The organism is Luteimonas sp. TWI382 (assembly GCF_039674545.1).
GTDB lineage: Bacteria > Pseudomonadota > Gammaproteobacteria > Xanthomonadales > Xanthomonadaceae > Luteimonas.
Genome location: NZ_JBDJNS010000009.1, coordinates 60,883 through 77,625 on the forward strand (window position 1 = coordinate 60,883; position 16,743 = coordinate 77,625).

The window sequence follows — 16,743 nt, forward strand, 5'->3', positions numbered from 1 at the left end:
CCGGAGGTCGTTCCATGGTCTTCAACAGGATTCTGCTCATGAGCACGCTTGCGTTCGCTTCTCTCGCCCACGCCGGCGCCACCGGCGGCTCGGCCGAGATCGTCCTGGATGGCGCCCGTGCCGCCGCGCTGGCCGCGGCCATCCCCGTGTTCCGGGACAAGCAGCCGGAGGCCGACCTCACCAAGTTCCGCGTCCACGTCCATCCCGCCGACCAGGGGACCTTCCAGGTCGTGTTCGAACCCCAGCAGGCCGACGAGGGCGCCCCCCTGCTCGGTGGGCGCACCGCACACGGCCGCGAACTCAACGTGTGGATCAACGCGGCCGACAACACCCTCGACAGGATCGCGTTCGCGCGCTGAGGCACCGGGCGGACGGTCAGGTCCGACGACGATCGGCGGCGCGACGCGCTGCCACGGTGGCCCGCGATGGTCGTGGACAGCACCGCGCTTGACCTTCCCACGATGGGAAGGCTTAGGCTGGCTGCAGCTGTCAGCCTTTGCGGAAGTTCCCATGGCCTCTCCCGGTTCCCCAACGCCCTCGGACGCAGCGATCGACCTGCCGATCGCCGGCATGACCTGCGCAAGCTGCGTCGGTCGGGTGGAAAAGGCCTTGGCCAAGGTCCCTGGCGTGGCCCAGGTGTCGGTCAATCTGGCGACCGAACGTGCGCACATCGTGTCGGCCGGGCCAGTGGATCGTGCGGCGCTGATGCAGGCGGTCGAGGGCGTGGGCTACGCGGTGCCTGCCGCCACGCTCACACTCACGATCGAGGGCATGACCTGCGCCTCGTGCGTGGGCCGTGTGGAAAAGGCCCTCGCGGCGGTGCCCGGCATCGAGTCCGCGGCAGTGAACCTGGCGACCGAGCGGGCCACTGTGCGCGGGACGGCCGCGATCGAGGCGCTGATCGCGGCGGTCGATCGGGTCGGCTACACGGCCCGACCGGTGGGACATGGCCGCGACGACGATGCCAGCGCTGCGCGCAAGGACGACGAACGCACCCGCCTGCGCCGGGACCTGATCCTGGCCACCGCGCTCGCGTTGCCGGTGTTCGTGCTGGAGATGGGCGCGCACACGATTCCCGGCGTGCACGACTGGGTCATGACCCACATCGGCATACGCACGAGCTGGTATCTGCAGTTCGCGCTGACGCTGCTGGTGCTGGCCGTGCCAGGCAGGCGCTTCTATCGGCACGGCATTCCCGCCCTGCTGCGGCTGGCGCCGGACATGAACTCGCTGGTCGCGGTCGGCACCGCGGCCGCATTCGGCTACTCGGTCGTCGCCACGTTCGCGCCCGGCCTGCTGCCCCCCGGCACGGTCAACGTCTACTACGAGGCCGCGGCAGTGATCGTCGCGCTGATCCTGCTCGGGCGCTTCCTGGAGGCGCGGGCCAAGGGCCGCACCTCCGAAGCGATCCAGCGGCTGGTCGGCCTGCAGGCGCGCGTCGCGCACGTCCGTCGTGCCGGCGCGACGGCCGACATCCCGGTCGACGACGTGGTGTTGGGCGATATGGTCGAGGTGCGTCCCGGCGAGCGGATCCCGGTCGACGGCGAGATCGTCGAAGGGCGCAGCTACGTCGACGAATCGATGATCACCGGCGAACCGGTGCCGGTCGACAAGGCCCTCGGCAGCGCGGTGGTCGGCGGCACCGTCAACCAGCAGGGCGCGTTGACGCTGCGCGCGACCGCCGTCGGCGCCGACACCACGCTCGCGCAGATCATCCGCCTGGTCGAGCAGGCGCAAGGCGCCAAGCTGCCGATCCAGGCAGTCGTCGACCGGGTGACGCTGTGGTTCGTGCCGGCGGTCATGCTCGCGGCGCTGCTGACCTTCCTCGCCTGGCTGTGGCTGGGCCCGGCGCCGGCGCTGGGCTTCGCGCTGGTCAACGCGGTGGCCGTGCTGATCATCGCCTGCCCCTGCGCGATGGGCCTGGCGACGCCGACTTCGATCATGGTCGGCACCGGCCGCGGCGCCGAACTCGGCGTGCTGCTGCGCAAGGGCGAGGCGCTGCAATTGCTCAAGGACGCGCGCGTTGTGGCGGTGGACAAGACCGGCACGCTGACCGAAGGCCGTCCGCTGCTGACCGACCTCGTGGTCGCCGACGGCTTCGAACGCGACCGCGTGCTGGCGCAGGTCGCCGCAGTCGAAGCGCGCTCCGAGCACCCAATCGCACGTGCCATCGTCGATGCCGCGACCGACCGCAATCTCGCGACGGCCACCGCCCAGGGCTTCGAGTCGATCACCGGTATGGGCGTGCGCGCACACGTCGACGGCGCACGCGTCGAAGTCGGCGCCGATCGCTTCATGCGCACGCTCGGCCTGGACGTCGCCATCTTCGCCGACACCGCGCAGCGCCTGGGCGACGAAGGCAAGTCGCCGTTGTACGCCGCCATCGACGGTCGATTGGCTGCCATCGTGGCGGTCGGCGACCCGATCAAAGCCAGCACGCCTGCGGCCATCGCCGCGCTGCACGCGCTCGGCCTGCAGGTGGCGATGATCACCGGCGACAACGCGCGCACCGCGCAGGCCATCGCCCGGCAGTTGGGCATCGACGAGGTCGTGGCCGAGGTGTTGCCCGCGGGCAAGGTCGAGGCGGTACGCCGGCTGCGGGCGCAGCACGGCCGCATCGCCTTCGTCGGCGACGGCATCAATGACGCGCCCGCGCTGGCCGAGGCCGACGTGGGCCTGGCGATCGGGACCGGTACCGACGTGGCGATGGAATCGGCTGATGTGGTGTTGATGTCGGGCAACCTGCAGGGCGTGCCCAACGCGATCGCGCTGTCGCGGGCCACGCTGGGCAACATCCGCCAGAACCTGTTCTGGGCCTTCGGCTACAACACCGCGCTGATCCCGGTCGCTGCCGGCGTGCTCTATCCGGCCTACGGCGTACTGCTGTCGCCGATCTTCGCCGCTGGGGCGATGGCGCTGTCGAGCGTGTTCGTACTCGGCAATGCGCTGCGGCTGCGTCGATTCCAGCCGCCGCAGGCCACGCCCGCCTTGGCCGCATCCGCAGGCGCCGCGCCATGAACATCGGCGACGCCGCCCGCGCGTCCGGGGTCTCGGCCAAGATGATCCGCTATTACGAGCAGACCGGCCTGATCCCCGCGCCCGCCCGCACCGCCGCCGGCTATCGGGCCTACGACCAGGACGATGTCCACCGCCTGCAGTTCGTTCGCCGTGCCCGCGACCTCGGGTTCTCGGTGGCCGAGATCGCCGACCTGCTGGGCCTGTGGCACGACACCGCGCGCCACAGCGCCGACGTCAAGCGCCTGGCACAGGACCGTATCGCCGAACTCGAACGGCGCATGCGCGACCTGCAGCAGATGACCGACACGCTCCGCACGCTTGTCGACTGCTGCGCCGGCGACGACCGGCCCGACTGCCCGATCCTCGACCAGTTGCAACAACCGGTCTGCGGACCCGTGGACGACAGCCCACGGACCGGCGCCGTCCGCCGGCGCCCGAGCGCACCAGGGGCGGCGCGACCTGCGCCGAAACGGACGCGGTCGCGCTAGCGCAGGCAGAGGCGTCGCGCGATCGTCTGCCTACACAGCAGGACGACGATGGCGACCTGGCGATGCAGGCCGCAACGCGCGCGCCAAGCTTAGTCTTCGCGCGGCGGAAAGCCCGCCTCGCGCAGCGCCGCGACGACGGCCTCGCGCGAGGCCGAGGTCTGCACGACCACCGTGCGGTTCGGCGGATCGGCCTCCACGCCCGCCTGCGCATCGACCGACTGGATCGCCTTGGTCACCGACCGCGCGCAACCGCCGCAGGTCATGTCGTCGAGATGGAACTGCATGGCGGACTCCTTGGGATGCGTTGGCAGCAGTGTGCGGCTTGCCACCGTGGGAAGGTCAAGCGCGACCGCGCGCCGTCGACCCCATCGGGCGCCTCGGCCCGTTCGCACGCAGGCTGGTAACGTCGAGCCGCCGATGCGGTTCGGCCCGACACCGATCCAGGCGATCACAAGGGAGTGCATCCAGATGAAGCATCCAGGCAAGTTGCTCCTCGCCAGCGCCGCGGTCGCGATGCTGGCGGCCTGCTCGTCGAACGTCGACGACCCTGCCAGCACGACCACTCGCACGTCCAGCGACCGCCCCGGAGCGCCCCCGATTCTGATCCGCAACGCCGAGCGATCCATGGTGGCCCATCAGGCCCTGATCGAGGGCCGGCTGCACGCAGACCCCGCCGGTTGCCTGCGGATCGGCGACGACAGCGGCCCGCTGATCATCTGGCATCACGACAGCCGCCTGGAGCGTGGGGCCGACGGCCGCGTCCAGGTCATCGACGGCTTCACCGGCCACGCGGCCTCGATCGGCGAGAACATCGCCCTGGGCGGTGCGGGCGGGCCGAACGCGCCCGCGCGCGTCATCCCGGAGATGCCGGCTGCATGCGCGACCGGCGAGTACTGGATGGCCGGGCAACTGATGAATGCGGCCGAGTACCAAGCGCTGCGTCAGCGGCGAGCGGATCATGCGCCGCCCGGTGTCCAGTGATCATCATGACATCGCTCCCGAACAGAAACAGCGCAACTGAGCCCGTGTGAATCATTGCACGCGAAACGACAGGACGCGCAGCTGTTCTCGCAGCCGATGAAGCACCACGAGCCCCATCACTGCCTTGCGGTAAATCCCACGCGTCGTTCAAAGCTCGGGGGGCGGATAACGTTCGGACAGAAGGTGGGCGACGTGCTTTCTCAGCGACTCCGACATCGGCGCGCCGAACCGATCACTCATCATGAAACCCGCATTCGTGCAGTTGTTGACGATCACTCGCGTACGATGCTCTGGGCGCTCGACATACCAACCGGGAAGCGCAAGAACAGGAATCACACGCGCACCTTCGGCGCCAGCGCTGCGCAGGAACCTTTCCAACCAATCGGCCTGGTAATCAGCCTGCTCGATCGGTTTTGTTTCGACATGTTTCGGAAAGACGAGCCGTCGCCCATCGTATCGAACACAAGCGGAAGCTCTGCCTCTCTCTCCCGGTTTTCGGCGTGATTTCGTCTCAATGGCGAACACTGCGCTGCGTGCGACGACGATGTGGTCGATGTTGTAACGATCCGCCGGGAAATCATGGAACACCATGGCACCCTCAGCGATCAGTGGCGTCAAGCAATGTGCAACTGATAGCTCGGCATGCAGGCCGTCGAGAGCGTGACGTCGCCGTCTGGCATGTCGAATCAGCTTCCAGAGCAGCCAGCTCATCATCAACGCAAGTACGACCACAAACACGATATCGCCGGTGCCAAAGCGAAACTGACGCCAATCGATACCTGAATGGCTGAGGCGGGCCAACAACCATGCGGACAACAAGATGGGGCCGACTGCCACCATGGTGCCAGTCGCCTCGTAGAGCTTCTCTTCATCTGTCGCGATTCGCTTACGTAAGCTCTCCCCCGGTAGGTTCATCCACTGCACAGTGAGGGGTGAGCGGCGCTTGTCGAGTTTCCGAACGCACCGCCATGTAAGCAGCCCGGCAATCACAACCAGCATCGGGATGAAGACCGCGCCCAGCAAAATGAGATGTTCCATCGGCAATCCGTACCGTCCTCTGGTACCGCCATAGTTGCCCGTACCTGCGAGAGGCGCAATCTCACGTGCATTTCGAAATGGGACTTCTGTCCTGCCGGGCCGATGTAGAGCGTGCCGGCATCGGTCTGAGAAAAGTCAAACCCGGAATGCCATTGCGCTCTTCAGCGCGTCATTGATCCATCGAACGTCCAAGGCACACGCCCGCCGCGTTCGCCAGCACGTCGACGTGGCCGTGGCGCAGTGCATCGATGCCCAGGATCACCGCAGGCCGCTCGGCCAGGCCCAGCACCGAGAACACCGGCAACGCGCTGATCCGCACTTCCGTGGCGGCGAGCTGCCAGTCGCCGATCGCCAGCGCCGGCAGCGTGTAGAGCCAGGTCTCGACCACCTGCTCGGCGATGCCGCGGGTGCCCGCGTCACGTCGGCGCAGCCGAGTGTCGTCCTCGGTCACCCCCAGCGCCCGGGCAGCGGGCAAATTGAGCACGGTCTGCGCAGCGCCGGTGTCGACGACGGCGGTCACCTGGACCTCGTGTGGGCCGTCGCGCAATTGCGCCGGCACGAACGCGAAGCGCTGCAGGCCGGCAGCGCGCTGCGGCAGCGCGTTGTCCAGGCAATCGGCGCGCGCCAGGCTACCAGGTGAGGCGAGCAGCAGCTCGCCGGCCGGCAGATCGAAGCGCAGGTCGAAACGCGCCATCAGATCGTTGCCCAGGATGCCCTCGATCGGCGGCGCATCGCCCTCGGCGAGCTGCGACAGGTCCATCGCCAGCAGCTGCGCCTTCCATGCGAAGTCGCCGGCCGACAAGGCCTGCAGCGCGGTCACCCGGGTGGCGGCCGCACTGCCGCCGGCGCCCTGGATCGTCATCTCGCGCGACGCCGGCGCGAGCAGCCCGAAGCGTTCGGCCAGTGCGGCATCGACGACGCTGGCGCTCGCCGCGGTGTCGACGACGAAACTCAGCGGACGCGCGACACCTTCGATCTGCACCTGCACGCGCGGGTGCTTGCCGACGAGGCGCATCTCGATGCGGTGAGTCTGACTTGCGGGAATCGAAGGTGATGCGGCGGCGGCGCAGTGGGCGTCCAGAGCCAGGGACAGCAAGCAAGTGGACAGCAGGAAGCGGAGCGACATGAGGGCACCTCGATGAAGGAGCCGCCATTGCAGCGGGCGCAGGTATCGCGACGATGTCGTCGCCGGCGCGGGGCCGGCATCGGCGATACGAACGCGATACAGAGGCAGGCGACAATGCCCGCATGACTGCCGAGACCGCCCGCATCGTCGTCGTCGACGACGACGCCAGCATCCGCGACGCGCTGTGCGACTACCTCGCGCGCCACGGCTACGCCGTGCGCGGTGCGGACGGTGCTGCCGCAATGGACCGGTTGCTGGCGCAGGGGCCGGTCGACCTGGTGGTGCTGGACTGGATGATGCCCGGCGAAGATGGCCTGTCGGTGTGCCGGCGCCTGGCCGATGCCGATGTCGCGGTGCTGATGCTCAGCGCACTCGACAGCCCGCCCGACCGGGTGATCGGGCTGGAAGTCGGCGCCGACGATTACCTGGCCAAGCCGTTCGACCCGCGCGAGCTGCTGGCCCGTGTGCGCGCGTTGCTGCGGCGCGGTGCGCAGCTGCGCCAGCAGGCGAGGCGCCCGGCCGAAGGCTACGGCTTCGATGGCTGGACGCTGCGGCTCGACACCCGTGTCCTGCGCACGCCCGACGGCAGCGACGTGGTGCTGACCGCGGGCGAATTCGCATTGCTGCGGGCGCTGGTGGAACGCGCCGGCCGCGTGCTCGACCGCGAACGCCTGATGGCGCTGACCCACGACGACGCGGCCGAACCCTTCGATCGCGCCGTGGACCTGGCCATCAGCCGGCTGCGCCGCAAGCTGGCGCAGGCGCGGCCCGGCGCCGATGCGCTGATCCAGACGCTGCGCGGCGAGGGCTACCGCTTCGCGGCCACGGTGCACCGGCTGTGAGCCGGCCGCGCGGCATTCTGGTTCTGGTCGGGGGCCTCGCGCTGGCCACGCTGGTGCTGGCACAGGCGGTGAGCTTCGCGGTGGTCGGCTGGTGGCCCGCGCCGCCGATGCCCACGATGGTGCCCGCCGACGCGATCGCGGCCTTGTCGGGCGCACAGCCGCCGGCGCCCGGACTGCAGGTGCGCACGCAGACGGCCGCGCCGACCGGCACGCCGGTGCCGTGGCTGGCCGGGCTGGCCGCCGAGCGCCTGCAGCGTCCCGCCGCGCAGGTGCGCGCGACCTGGCAGCGCAAGCCGGACGTCGCGCTGCAGGTCGTCGACGACGGTCAACTGGCGATGGCCGGACAGACCGACCGCGCACGCCAGGCGCGCGTGCGCGCTGCGTTGCTGGCGACCGGGTTGCAGGTGCCGGCGTTCGAGCTGGCGGTCGCGCAACCGGATGGAACGTGGCGGGTCGTGCGCGCGGTCGACGCCGGACGCGGGCAGTGGCGCCGCCAGGTGCTGCTGGCGCTGGCGTTGGGCGCGCTGCTGATCGCGCCGCTGGTGTGGTGGATGGCGCGCCGGCTCACATTGCCGCTGCGGCGACTGGCCGAGGCCAGCGCGCGGATGGACCTGGCCGCGCGCGCGCCACCGGTGCCGGTCGAAGGCGCCGCGGAGGTCCGCATGCTGGGCCAGGCGATCGCCGACGCACACGCCCGTCTGCGCGCGCAGGCCGACGATGTCACCGCGATGCTCGCCGCCGTGGCGCACGATCTGCGCACGCCACTGACCGGCCTGCGGCTGCGCGCCGAGACCGCACCGTCGCCGGATCGCGAGCGCATGGTCGCCGACATCGCGCGGATGCAGACGATGATCGCGCAGGTGCTGGCCTATGCGCAGGGCGAGGTCGCGCCGCTGCAGCGCGCGCCGGTCGACATGACCGCGCTTGCGGGCGAGTTGGCGATGGCCGCGCACGCGCTGGGCCAGTCGGTGCAGGTGCAGGCGCACGCACCGGCCATCGTGCACGGCGATGCGCTCGCGCTGCGTCGCGCACTGTCGAATCTGATCGACAACGCCGTGCGCTACACCGGTGCGGCCGAGATCGAGCTCCACACGCGCGACGACCGGCTGTACGTCGACGTGGTCGACCGTGGCCCGGGCATTCCGGCCGAGGCACGCGCGCGGCTGGTGCAGCCGTTCCAGCGCCTGGAACGCTCGCGCAGTCGCGACACCGGTGGTGCAGGGCTCGGTCTCGCCGTTGCGCGCTCGACCGCGCAGCGCCACGGTGGCGCGCTCGAACTGCTCGAGCGCGACGGCGGTGGCCTGCGGGCGCGGTTGATCCTGCCGATCGCCGCGCCCTGAGGCGCGCGGCTGGGCGTGGATCAGTAGGCGGTCCACGCCGCGTCGCTGCGGAGCGTGAAGGTCAGTGCGTCGTCGACGTCGGTGTATGCGGTGTCGGTGTCGGCCCCGACGCCCTGCAACAGCGGCCAGTGGAACGCGAAGCTCCGCAGATACAACGGCAACACCAGACACCGACGTGCGGCCATGTCGACAACGATGGTCTTGCGCGCATAGCACGCCGGCATCCACCCGCCGATGAAGAAGCGCGAATCGGCCGAAAAGCCCAGCGCGCCGGCCCAGAAGAAACCGGGAACGGGCACGCCATCGATCTGCCCCTCGTAGAAGTTTGCGCCATGCGGCGGCTCGCCCGCGTAGCGCAGCGTGACCACGTGCCGGCCGTCTGGCGATTGCAGATCGGCATCGCCCAGCCACATCGGCTGGCTCTCGCCATCGGGCGCGAACGCCAAGCGCGGCACCGCGGTCACGTCATGACCTCTGTGCATCGCCAGCGCACACCACATCGCGTCATCGCGAACCGCAACAGCCTCACCACATCAGATCGTCGGGCACCTTGAACTGCGCGTAATAGGCGTCGTCCTCGGCATTGGATTCGGACGGCGGTGCCTCCGCAGCCTGTCCGTGATCGACCACGATCAGCGCGGCATCGCGCTCGCGCACCTTGTCGGCCGCCGCACGTGGCAGCAGCGCGTAACCATCGCCCAACCGCGCCACGACCAGCGTGCCTGCGGCCAGTTGCTTGCGCTGGGCCTCGTCGACCAGCAGGCTGCGGATCGCGCCGTCGGCGGTGAACCGATACTCCAGTTGCCCGGCGCGCGGCACCTGCTTGTCGTGGATGATCTGCCGCGCCTGGGCGGCCAGTTCGGCAGCGCGGGCCCGGGCCTTGTGCTCGGCGGCCAGCGCGCGGTCGCGTTCGACCTTTTCCGCGCGTGCGCGCTCGGCCTCGCGCTGGCTCTCTGTCGGTGCCGGCGCGCCCTTGCCATGCCGCGCCTTGTGTTGCTCGCGCGCGACCTCGGCCACCTTGCTCTTCTTGACCAGGCCCGCCTTGAGCAGTTGTTCCTGGAGCGGGTTCGCCTTCGCCATGTCCGAAACGTCGTGTGGAGTGTCGGGCCCCATGATACGGGGGACCACAGCCAGTCAGCGCTCCGGGTCGATCACCGCCTCCATCGCCGCGATCTCAGTACCACGTGCTTGGCAGCGCCTGGCTTCGTCCCTCCAGCCGCGCACCGCCACCCGTACCTCCTCGACGATCGTGCGCGCCCGCGTTTTGCTCAGACGGTAGTAGGCGCAGGTGTCCAGCAACAGCCGGGTATCGGGGGACGGATCGTCCAGGCCGATCGAAAGGACGTGCGTGTCCTTGTTCGGGTTGGGATTCACATCGAAGGCCGGGGCCAGGCGCCAGCCATCGGGCGCCCGCAGAAACCCGTGGTTACGCAGATGGTCGTCGCGATTACCGACCAGGACATTGAACACCGCGCGACGATAGAGCTGCGACAGATCATCGACGATCGCCGAGGCAACGCCCTGGTTTTCGATCGCGTGGGCGATCTCGACGTAGCTGATGTCCTCGCTGTCGTCCGCATCCAACAGCGTAAGCGCCGAGGCATATGCATGGCGGTCGGCCCCACTCCGATCGAACCGGCGCACCGCATAGGTGGTGCCCAGGTTGGACAGAGACAGCGGACGTGCTTGAGGCATGTCGATGCCAGCCGCGCGCGCGAGGCGATAGGTCACGTACTCCCACAGGCCCACATCGTGCCGATCGTCGCTGGACGGGAACTTCGCCAGCCACAGTGTCTGATCGACATCGCGCACGCTCGCCTTGGGACGGGCGCCGCCCAGCGACGCGCCCGGTGCCACCAATTGCCTGATCCATCTGGCGTCGAGCGCGCTGTCTTCGATGTCGTCGCGTTCCACGCGCACGGCGATCGCCTCCAGCGCGCGCAACTCGGTCATCGGCGGCGCGCTGAGTTCACGATCGTCCAGATATCGGCCGTTGGCCGCGCGCAGCCGCAGTGCGCCCATCCGGGAGGCATCGTGGATGCCGATCAGATAGTCCCACGGGCGCAGTGCTCGCACCCGTCGATTCTGTTCGCGGGCATCGATGACCTCGCGCCGATCCATGAGGCGTTTGCCCCAACGATCGGGCGAGCAATCGGTGAATGCACCGGTCAACGTGCTGGCGCCCGTGCGCGCGACATGGAGGCCGCGATGGAGCGGTAATTGCGGGTCCAGCGCAAAGCTGCGGATCGGGGCTGTGCCGTCCACCCAGTCGTCGGCGTACTGGAACTGGAGCGTGTCGCCGGTCCGGCTGGGCAGCCGGGCCAGATGGCCGACCAACGTCTCGCCGCCGAGGCCAGCGGCATCCAACCAGACCTCGACCTGGTCGATCGCCTGAACATCGGCAGGAGACGGACTCACGACGCGCTCGCGCGACGTGCAGCGGGGCGACGCAGGCGACTGTCCTGCAGTTCGCGGCCGAGTTCATCGTTCTGCGCCAACTGGTCGATGTCCTGCTCCAGCCCCAGCGCCGTGAGCACGCGCAACATCGTGGCCAGGCTCGTCGCCGGATCGCCGCGCTCCAGCTTGCCGACCGTCGGTACGCTCACCCCCACCCGCGCCGCGAGCTCGCCCTGGGTCATCTGCCGGCGCATGCGCGCCGCGCGCAGCCGCGCGCCCAACGCTTGGATCTGGCGTTGGGCGCGTGGCATCGTCGGCGGCGTTCGCTTCGGCATGTAAATTAAATTACATCTTTTCGGCCTGTAATGTAAATTAATTTACTCATCGCCCGAACCGTCAGTAGTTCACGTTCAACTTCACCCACGCGGTGCGGCCGGGCTCGTTGATCCGTACCGGGTCGGCCGGATAGCCGAAGTCGGCGCTGCCGGTCAGGTTCAAATGCTCGCTGTAGGTCCGGTCGAAGATGTTGTCGATGCCGGCCGTCAGCTGCAGGCGCTCGTTGATGCGATAGCCGCCGTTGAGGGCGAGCGTGGCGAAGCCGGCGCTGGCGTCGAGGTCGCGCCCGACCACGTTGCCCTGGCCGACGGCGATGCGGTCCTGGCTGGCGACCGCGCGCACCAGGGCGCCGAAGCTCCAGCGCGTGTCGTCGTAGCCTGCCGATAGACGCGCCTCGAGCGGCGGCATCTGCGGCAGCGCCTGACCGGTGCTGCGGTTCTCGCCCCAGGCGTAGGCGAGCGTGCCGCCAAACTTCCAGGTCGACGACGGCCGGAATTCCACGCCGGCCTCGGCGCCGCGGATATCGGCATCGACGTTTGCCGCCGACGAAGTCATGCCCATCATGCCGCCGGCCGAGTAGGTGAACAGGATGTAGTCCTCGATGCGCCCGGCATAGCCCGACACCCACGCATCCAGTTTCCGCGTGCGGTAGCGCACGCCGATGTCGAGTTGCGTGGTCTTTTCCGGCGCGATGCCGACAAAGGCGTTGACGGCGCCGACCGGCCCGCGTCCGGGCGAGAACAGCTCCCAGTAGTCGGGCATGCGCTGGGTGTGGCCCAGGCCGGCGTACGCGCTGACCGGCGTGTCCTTCAGTTCCTGCTCGTAACGCAGGAACCCGGCGCGCAGCGTCTCCTCGCGCGTCTGGCCTGCGGTCGGGTTGGGCATGCCCATCATGCCGGCAAGGGCGCGCTCGTCGGTGGCCTTGGCGCGATCGACGCGCACACCGCCGGTGAGGTGCCGGCCCGGCGGCAGGTGGCGCGTGCCCTCGGCGAACACGCCGGCGGTCTCGAAGCGCGCGTCGGTGGTCCAGGGCTGGGCTGCGTACGTACCCCGGCCCATGCCCTTGCGCGCGCGATGGCGGCTTTGCTGCGTATCCACGCCCGCCTGAAGGTCCCAGCCCGTCCACTTCCAACCCAGCACAACGCGCCCCCCCGTGGTGCGCCGGTCGACGTTGGACGCCATCGGCATCGGCATTGCACTGGCCGGGTTGGGGTCGCGCAGCGTGTAGTTGTCCATCACGTGATCGGCGTGGTTGTAGAACACGCTGCCCTCGATCGCGTCGAGCGCGCCGCCGATGTCCCGCTTCTCGAACCGCAGGCTGGCGCTCTCGCGCCGGAACTGCGCGCCGTCCATCCCACGACCTGCGTAGCGCGCCCGCCCGTCACCGATGCCGGCGTTGAGCTCGAGCACGGTGTCGGCATCGGGCGTCCAGCCCAGTGCCACATCCCCGTTCCACTTCTTCCACGACGAGGGCACCACGACGCCGTCGCCGTCCTCGTAATCGTCGGCTTCCGAGCGGTTGCCGCTCACACGCAGATAGCCCTGCGGCGCGCCGGCCACGAGGTCGAGCACTTGGTCGTTGCGGCCGTTCGAACCGCCCAGCAGGCTACCGTTGATGCGTACGCCCGGCGCGTCGAACACCGGCGTCTCGCGTTCGAAGCGCACCGTGCCGGCCGAGGCGCCCGGGCCCCACAACACCGTCTGCGGCCCCTTGATCACGACCAGGCTGTCGAAGCTTTCCGGCGAGACGTAGGACATCGGGTTGTCCATCCGCGATGGGCACGCGCCGGGCATGCTGCCGTCGTTGGTGAGCAGGTTCAGGCGCGAACCGAACATGCCACGCAGCACCGGGTCGCCGTTGGTGCCGCCATTGCGCAGCGCGGTGAAGCCGGGAATGGTCTTGAGGTAGTCGGCGCCATCGCTGGCCGGCACCGGCTGGCGCGGCAGGCGCGGGTCGAGGTCGTAGGTCAGCGGCGACACCGGTGCGGCGGTGACCAGCACGGCGTCGAGGTTGACGGGTTCGGGCAGGTCGTCGGCCTGGGCGGCGAGCGGTAGCGCCAGCGCGCAGGCGATGGCCATCGCAATGCGGGAGGCGCGTTGCGCCTGGGAAGGTGTGGACAACATGGAAGAGCTCCGGATCGAACGTCGCCGGCCCTGCCGGTGACGCATGCGGCTTCGTCGAAACGCAGGCCTTGTGGCCGGTCGACGTCTGGGATTGGGAATGCGGGCGCGAGCGGGCCCTGCGCCCTGCATCACGCCGCTGGCGTGCGCAGGGACGGTGCGCGCTGAAGCCGGGATTCCGCGATCAGGCGGCGATCGCGTGCGTTGGAGGGCCTTGCCCGCCGAGGCCGCGAAGATTGGTCGCGGCGATGCGCCGGACCGAGTGGAACCGGAACGCCGGCGCTGCAGCCCATGCAGTCGGCGGCACCACGACCGGCACATTGGACAGCAGCGTCAGGTGCGAGGCGAGCGGGCAGTAGCCGCAATGGCCGTCCGCGCCCGCGTGATCGCGCGCACCCTCGTGCGGGTGGTCGTCCGCGGCGGCATGGCCTGCTGCGTGCGCGTGCGCAGGCGCGGCCGCAGACGACAGCGCGGTCTCGGCCTGCACACCGGCCTGGAGCCGGCTGATCGCCGGCGCCACCGCGAGCAGCAGCATCGCCAGCAGGGCAAGCCAGTGCCATGCCGAGGGCGCATTCCGCGACTGACCATATCGCCTGCGCAACGCCATCACGCGCGGCCTCACCGCATCGCACCGACGCAAGACCGGCAGTGCGGATCGCAGTGGACGAGGGCGGTACGTGCGCATGGCTGCAGTGTCCGTGCAACCGGCCTCAGTCACCTTGACCACGATCAAGTGCGCGCTGGATCCAGCGTCGACGGCAACGCCAGCGAAGCCGGACGGCACGCGCAGGCCGTCGGTCCGGACTGGGCGGACTCAGGGGCGTGCCGCAGGCGGGTCGAGCCTGACCGCCAGCGGCCGCAGGAAACGTTGGGTCAGCGGACCGACCCCGAACGCGAACACCAGCGTGCCCAGGCCCGCGGTGCCGCCAAGCAGCATGCCGATCACCAGTGCCGACAGTTCGATGCCGGTGCGCACGCTGCGGATCGACCAGCCTGTCCGGCGCGCGAGCCCCGTCATCAGCCCGTCGCGCGGGCCCGGCCCCAGTTGCGCGCCCACGTACAGCGCGGTGGCGAAGGCACATGCGATCACGCCGCCGAGCATGTAGGCCCAGCGCAGCGCCAAGCCTTCGGGCATGGGCAGCCACAGCAAATGCAGGTCGGCGAACGGGCCCAGCAGGAACGTATTCGCCAACGTACCCAGCCCCGGCATCTGCCGCAGCGGGATCCATGCCAGCAGCACCGCCAGCGCGGTGACGACCATCACCATGCCAAACGACATCGGCACATGTCGCGTGGCGCCGAGGTGGAACACGTCCCAGGGCGAGGCGCCCACTGCGGCACGGATCATCAGCGCGATCGCCAGCCCGTAGATCCACAGGCCGATCAGCAACCGGCCCAGGCGTTCGGGCAGGCGACCGGCGCGCAGTTGGGCGAGCGGGCCAAGGTTGGCGAGGGTCGGGGCGGAGGTCGCGTGCATGACGTCACGATGTCGAAAATTGGCCCTTTCCGATAGAGCCATTTGTGACATAGTGGCCCGGATGCAACGCAGCCTCGCACCCGAACGACTCGCCGCCTTGGTCGGCCGCCTCGACACCGCGCCGGCCTACCGCGCGCTGTGCCAGGCGCTGCAAGAGCTGATCGGCGACGGCCGCATCCCGATCGATACCCGCCTGCCCAGCGAGCGCGCGGTCGCCGGCGCACTCGGCGTGTCGCGCAACACGGTCACGCGTGCCTATGCCGAACTGACATCGGCGGGCTTTGCGACCGCGCGCCAGGGGGCGGGCACATTCGCCGCGGTTCCGGTCGCCCGGCGCCGCGCACACGACCACACGCTCGGTGCGTCGAAGTTCGCCGACGACGCGATCGACCTGACCCGCGCCGCGGGTTCGGCCACGCCGGGCACCGCAGCCGCATATGCGCGCGCGCTCGCGGCGCTGCCGGCCTACCTGTCGGGCGACGGTTATCTGCCGTCCGGCTTGCCGGCCCTGCAGGCACGGATCGCGGCCAGCTATGCGCGACGCGGGCTGCCGACGACGCCGGGCCAGATCGTCGTCACATCCGGCGCGCTGTCGGCGCTCGCGATCGTCGCGCGCACGTTGTCGAGGCCCGGCGACCGCATCGCGGTGGACACCCCGGTCTATCCCAACGCGATGGGTGCGCTGACACTGGGCGGCGCGCGGCTGGTCGCCGCGCCGATGGGCGATCCGCTCGGCGACGCAGGCTGGGACCTCGACGGTCTGGAGGCGACGTTGCGGCAGGCCCAGCCACGGCTGGCCTACGTCATCGCCGATTTCCACAACCCGACCGGCCTGCTGATGGACGCGGCCCAGCGCGCGCGCTACGCCGCCGCGCTGGCGGCCATCGGCACCCAGGCCATCGTCGACGAGACCTTGCAGGCAACCGGGTTGTCCAACGCGCCGATGCCGGCGCCGTTCGCCACGTTCGCGCGCGACGCGATCACCGTCGGCAGTGCCTCCAAGCTGTGCTGGGGCGGCCTGCGCGTGGGCTGGATCCGTGCGCCGCAGCCGCTGGTCGAGCGGCTGGTCGCCACGCGCGTACAGCTCGATCTCGGCAGCTCGCTGTTCGATCAACTGGTGGCCGCCGAACTGCTCGACGACGGGCCGATGCTCGCGGCCCGCCGTGAGCAGGTCCGCCGCCAGCGCGATGCGCTCGCACACGCGCTGCAGACCCACCTGCCCGACTGGCGCTTCCGGCTGCCGACCGGCGGCTTGAGCCTGTGGCTGCGGCTGCCGCACGGCAGCGCGACCGAACTGGCCGCGGCGCTCGAACGCGACGACGTGCATCTCGCGCCGGGGCCGGCGTTCGCCGTCGACGGCGGCTTCGACCGCTGGCTGCGGATGCCCTACGCGAAGTCGGAGGCGCACCTGCTCGACGCGGTGCAGCGGATGGCGCGCCGCTGGGCAGCACCGGCGCATGCCGGCGCGCGGGTACGGCGTACGGCGTCCGCGCCTTTGATCGCCTGAGCCAGCACGCCTCGACGGGTGCACCGCGCCGGGTCTGGCAAGCTCTCCCGCTCCTGCCACGCCCTGCCCCCC

At 70.0% G+C, this 16,743-nt stretch carries 17 protein-coding genes; 7 read left to right on the forward strand and 10 right to left on the reverse strand.

Annotation, left to right across the window (positions count from 1 at the left end; all coding sequences use genetic code 11):
- Nucleotides 1-38: 38 nt before the first annotated feature.
- The 3 genes from ABE505_RS08005 to cueR all read left to right on the forward strand — a co-directional run bounded on the left by ABE505_RS08005 (nucleotide 39) and on the right by cueR (nucleotide 3,506).
- Nucleotides 39-359, forward strand: coding sequence for a hypothetical protein (locus tag ABE505_RS08005; RefSeq protein WP_346443629.1), 321 nt, complete (start codon nucleotides 39-41; stop codon nucleotides 357-359).
- A 151-nt stretch (nucleotides 360-510) separates the two neighbouring features.
- Nucleotides 511-3,018 carry a heavy metal translocating P-type ATPase gene (locus ABE505_RS08010; protein ID WP_346443628.1) on the forward strand — a complete coding sequence of 836 codons (2,508 nt, stop codon included), beginning with the start codon at nucleotides 511-513 and terminating at the stop codon, nucleotides 3,016-3,018.
- Entirely contained in the window at nucleotides 3,015-3,506 is a 492-nt protein-coding gene (gene cueR, locus ABE505_RS08015; RefSeq protein WP_346443627.1) for a Cu(I)-responsive transcriptional regulator, read from the forward strand. The genes ABE505_RS08010 and cueR overlap by 4 nt, the downstream gene beginning before the upstream one ends.
- 89 nt (nucleotides 3,507-3,595) lie before the next feature.
- Here the strand turns inward: cueR and ABE505_RS08020 are convergent, their stop codons facing one another.
- The gene (locus tag ABE505_RS08020) at nucleotides 3,596-3,790 is read right to left on the reverse strand and encodes a heavy-metal-associated domain-containing protein (RefSeq protein ID WP_346443626.1); all 195 of its coding nucleotides are present in this window, start codon (nucleotides 3,788-3,790) and stop codon (nucleotides 3,596-3,598) included.
- 133 nt (nucleotides 3,791-3,923) lie between these two features.
- Between ABE505_RS08020 and ABE505_RS08025 the strand changes: the two genes are divergently transcribed.
- Nucleotides 3,924-4,487: a hypothetical protein gene (locus ABE505_RS08025; protein ID WP_346443625.1), complete on the forward strand. Its 564-nt coding sequence runs from the start codon at nucleotides 3,924-3,926 to the stop codon at nucleotides 4,485-4,487.
- A 147-nt stretch (nucleotides 4,488-4,634) separates the two neighbouring features.
- Here ABE505_RS08025 and ABE505_RS08030 read toward each other — a convergent pair whose 3' ends face one another.
- Nucleotides 4,635-5,525, reverse strand: a complete 891-nt coding sequence (locus tag ABE505_RS08030; RefSeq protein WP_346443623.1) for a nuclease-related domain-containing protein — start codon at nucleotides 5,523-5,525, stop codon at nucleotides 4,635-4,637.
- A 169-nt stretch (nucleotides 5,526-5,694) separates the two neighbouring features.
- Nucleotides 5,695-6,651 carry an aspartyl protease family protein gene (locus tag ABE505_RS08035; protein ID WP_346443622.1) on the reverse strand — a complete coding sequence of 319 codons (957 nt, stop codon included), beginning with the start codon at nucleotides 6,649-6,651 and terminating at the stop codon, nucleotides 5,695-5,697.
- 122 nt (nucleotides 6,652-6,773) lie between these two features.
- On the opposite strand from ABE505_RS08035, the gene ABE505_RS08040 reads away from it, so the two are divergent.
- Together ABE505_RS08040 and ABE505_RS08045 are read left to right on the forward strand one after the other, a co-directional pair.
- Nucleotides 6,774-7,493 (forward strand): response regulator, encoded by a 720-nt coding sequence (locus ABE505_RS08040; protein WP_346443621.1) that lies wholly within the window; start codon nucleotides 6,774-6,776, stop codon nucleotides 7,491-7,493.
- On the forward strand, nucleotides 7,490-8,833 hold the full coding sequence (locus ABE505_RS08045; protein WP_346443620.1) for an ATP-binding protein: 1,344 nt from the start codon (nucleotides 7,490-7,492) through the stop codon (nucleotides 8,831-8,833). The genes ABE505_RS08040 and ABE505_RS08045 overlap by 4 nt, the downstream gene beginning before the upstream one ends.
- 20 nt (nucleotides 8,834-8,853) lie before the next feature.
- Here ABE505_RS08045 and ABE505_RS08050 read toward each other — a convergent pair whose 3' ends face one another.
- From ABE505_RS08050 to ABE505_RS08080, 7 genes are all read right to left on the reverse strand, one after another.
- On the reverse strand, nucleotides 8,854-9,297 hold the full coding sequence (locus ABE505_RS08050) for a hypothetical protein (protein WP_346458272.1): 444 nt from the start codon (nucleotides 9,295-9,297) through the stop codon (nucleotides 8,854-8,856).
- 61 nt (nucleotides 9,298-9,358) lie between these two features.
- Nucleotides 9,359-9,913: a DUF2058 domain-containing protein gene (locus ABE505_RS08055; RefSeq protein ID WP_346443617.1), complete on the reverse strand. Its 555-nt coding sequence runs from the start codon at nucleotides 9,911-9,913 to the stop codon at nucleotides 9,359-9,361.
- Between the two features lie 54 nt (nucleotides 9,914-9,967).
- On the reverse strand, nucleotides 9,968-11,251 hold the full coding sequence (locus ABE505_RS08060) for a HipA domain-containing protein (RefSeq protein WP_346443616.1): 1,284 nt from the start codon (nucleotides 11,249-11,251) through the stop codon (nucleotides 9,968-9,970).
- Nucleotides 11,248-11,541 (reverse strand): helix-turn-helix transcriptional regulator, encoded by a 294-nt coding sequence (locus tag ABE505_RS08065; RefSeq protein WP_346443615.1) that lies wholly within the window; start codon nucleotides 11,539-11,541, stop codon nucleotides 11,248-11,250. The genes ABE505_RS08060 and ABE505_RS08065 overlap by 4 nt, the downstream gene beginning before the upstream one ends.
- An 85-nt stretch (nucleotides 11,542-11,626) precedes the next feature.
- The gene (locus tag ABE505_RS08070; RefSeq protein ID WP_346443614.1) at nucleotides 11,627-13,690 is read right to left on the reverse strand and encodes a TonB-dependent copper receptor; all 2,064 of its coding nucleotides are present in this window, start codon (nucleotides 13,688-13,690) and stop codon (nucleotides 11,627-11,629) included.
- A 181-nt stretch (nucleotides 13,691-13,871) separates the two neighbouring features.
- A complete protein-coding gene (locus tag ABE505_RS08075; RefSeq protein WP_346443613.1) occupies nucleotides 13,872-14,294 on the reverse strand; it encodes a DUF2946 family protein in 423 nt (140 codons plus the stop codon).
- Between the two features lie 207 nt (nucleotides 14,295-14,501).
- On the reverse strand, nucleotides 14,502-15,164 hold the full coding sequence (locus ABE505_RS08080; RefSeq protein ID WP_346443612.1) for a hypothetical protein: 663 nt from the start codon (nucleotides 15,162-15,164) through the stop codon (nucleotides 14,502-14,504).
- Nucleotides 15,165-15,225: 61 nt separating this feature from the next.
- Between ABE505_RS08080 and ABE505_RS08085 the strand changes: the two genes are divergently transcribed.
- Nucleotides 15,226-16,671, forward strand: coding sequence for a PLP-dependent aminotransferase family protein (locus ABE505_RS08085; protein WP_346443611.1), 1,446 nt, complete (start codon nucleotides 15,226-15,228; stop codon nucleotides 16,669-16,671).
- Nucleotides 16,672-16,743 lie beyond the last annotated feature (72 nt).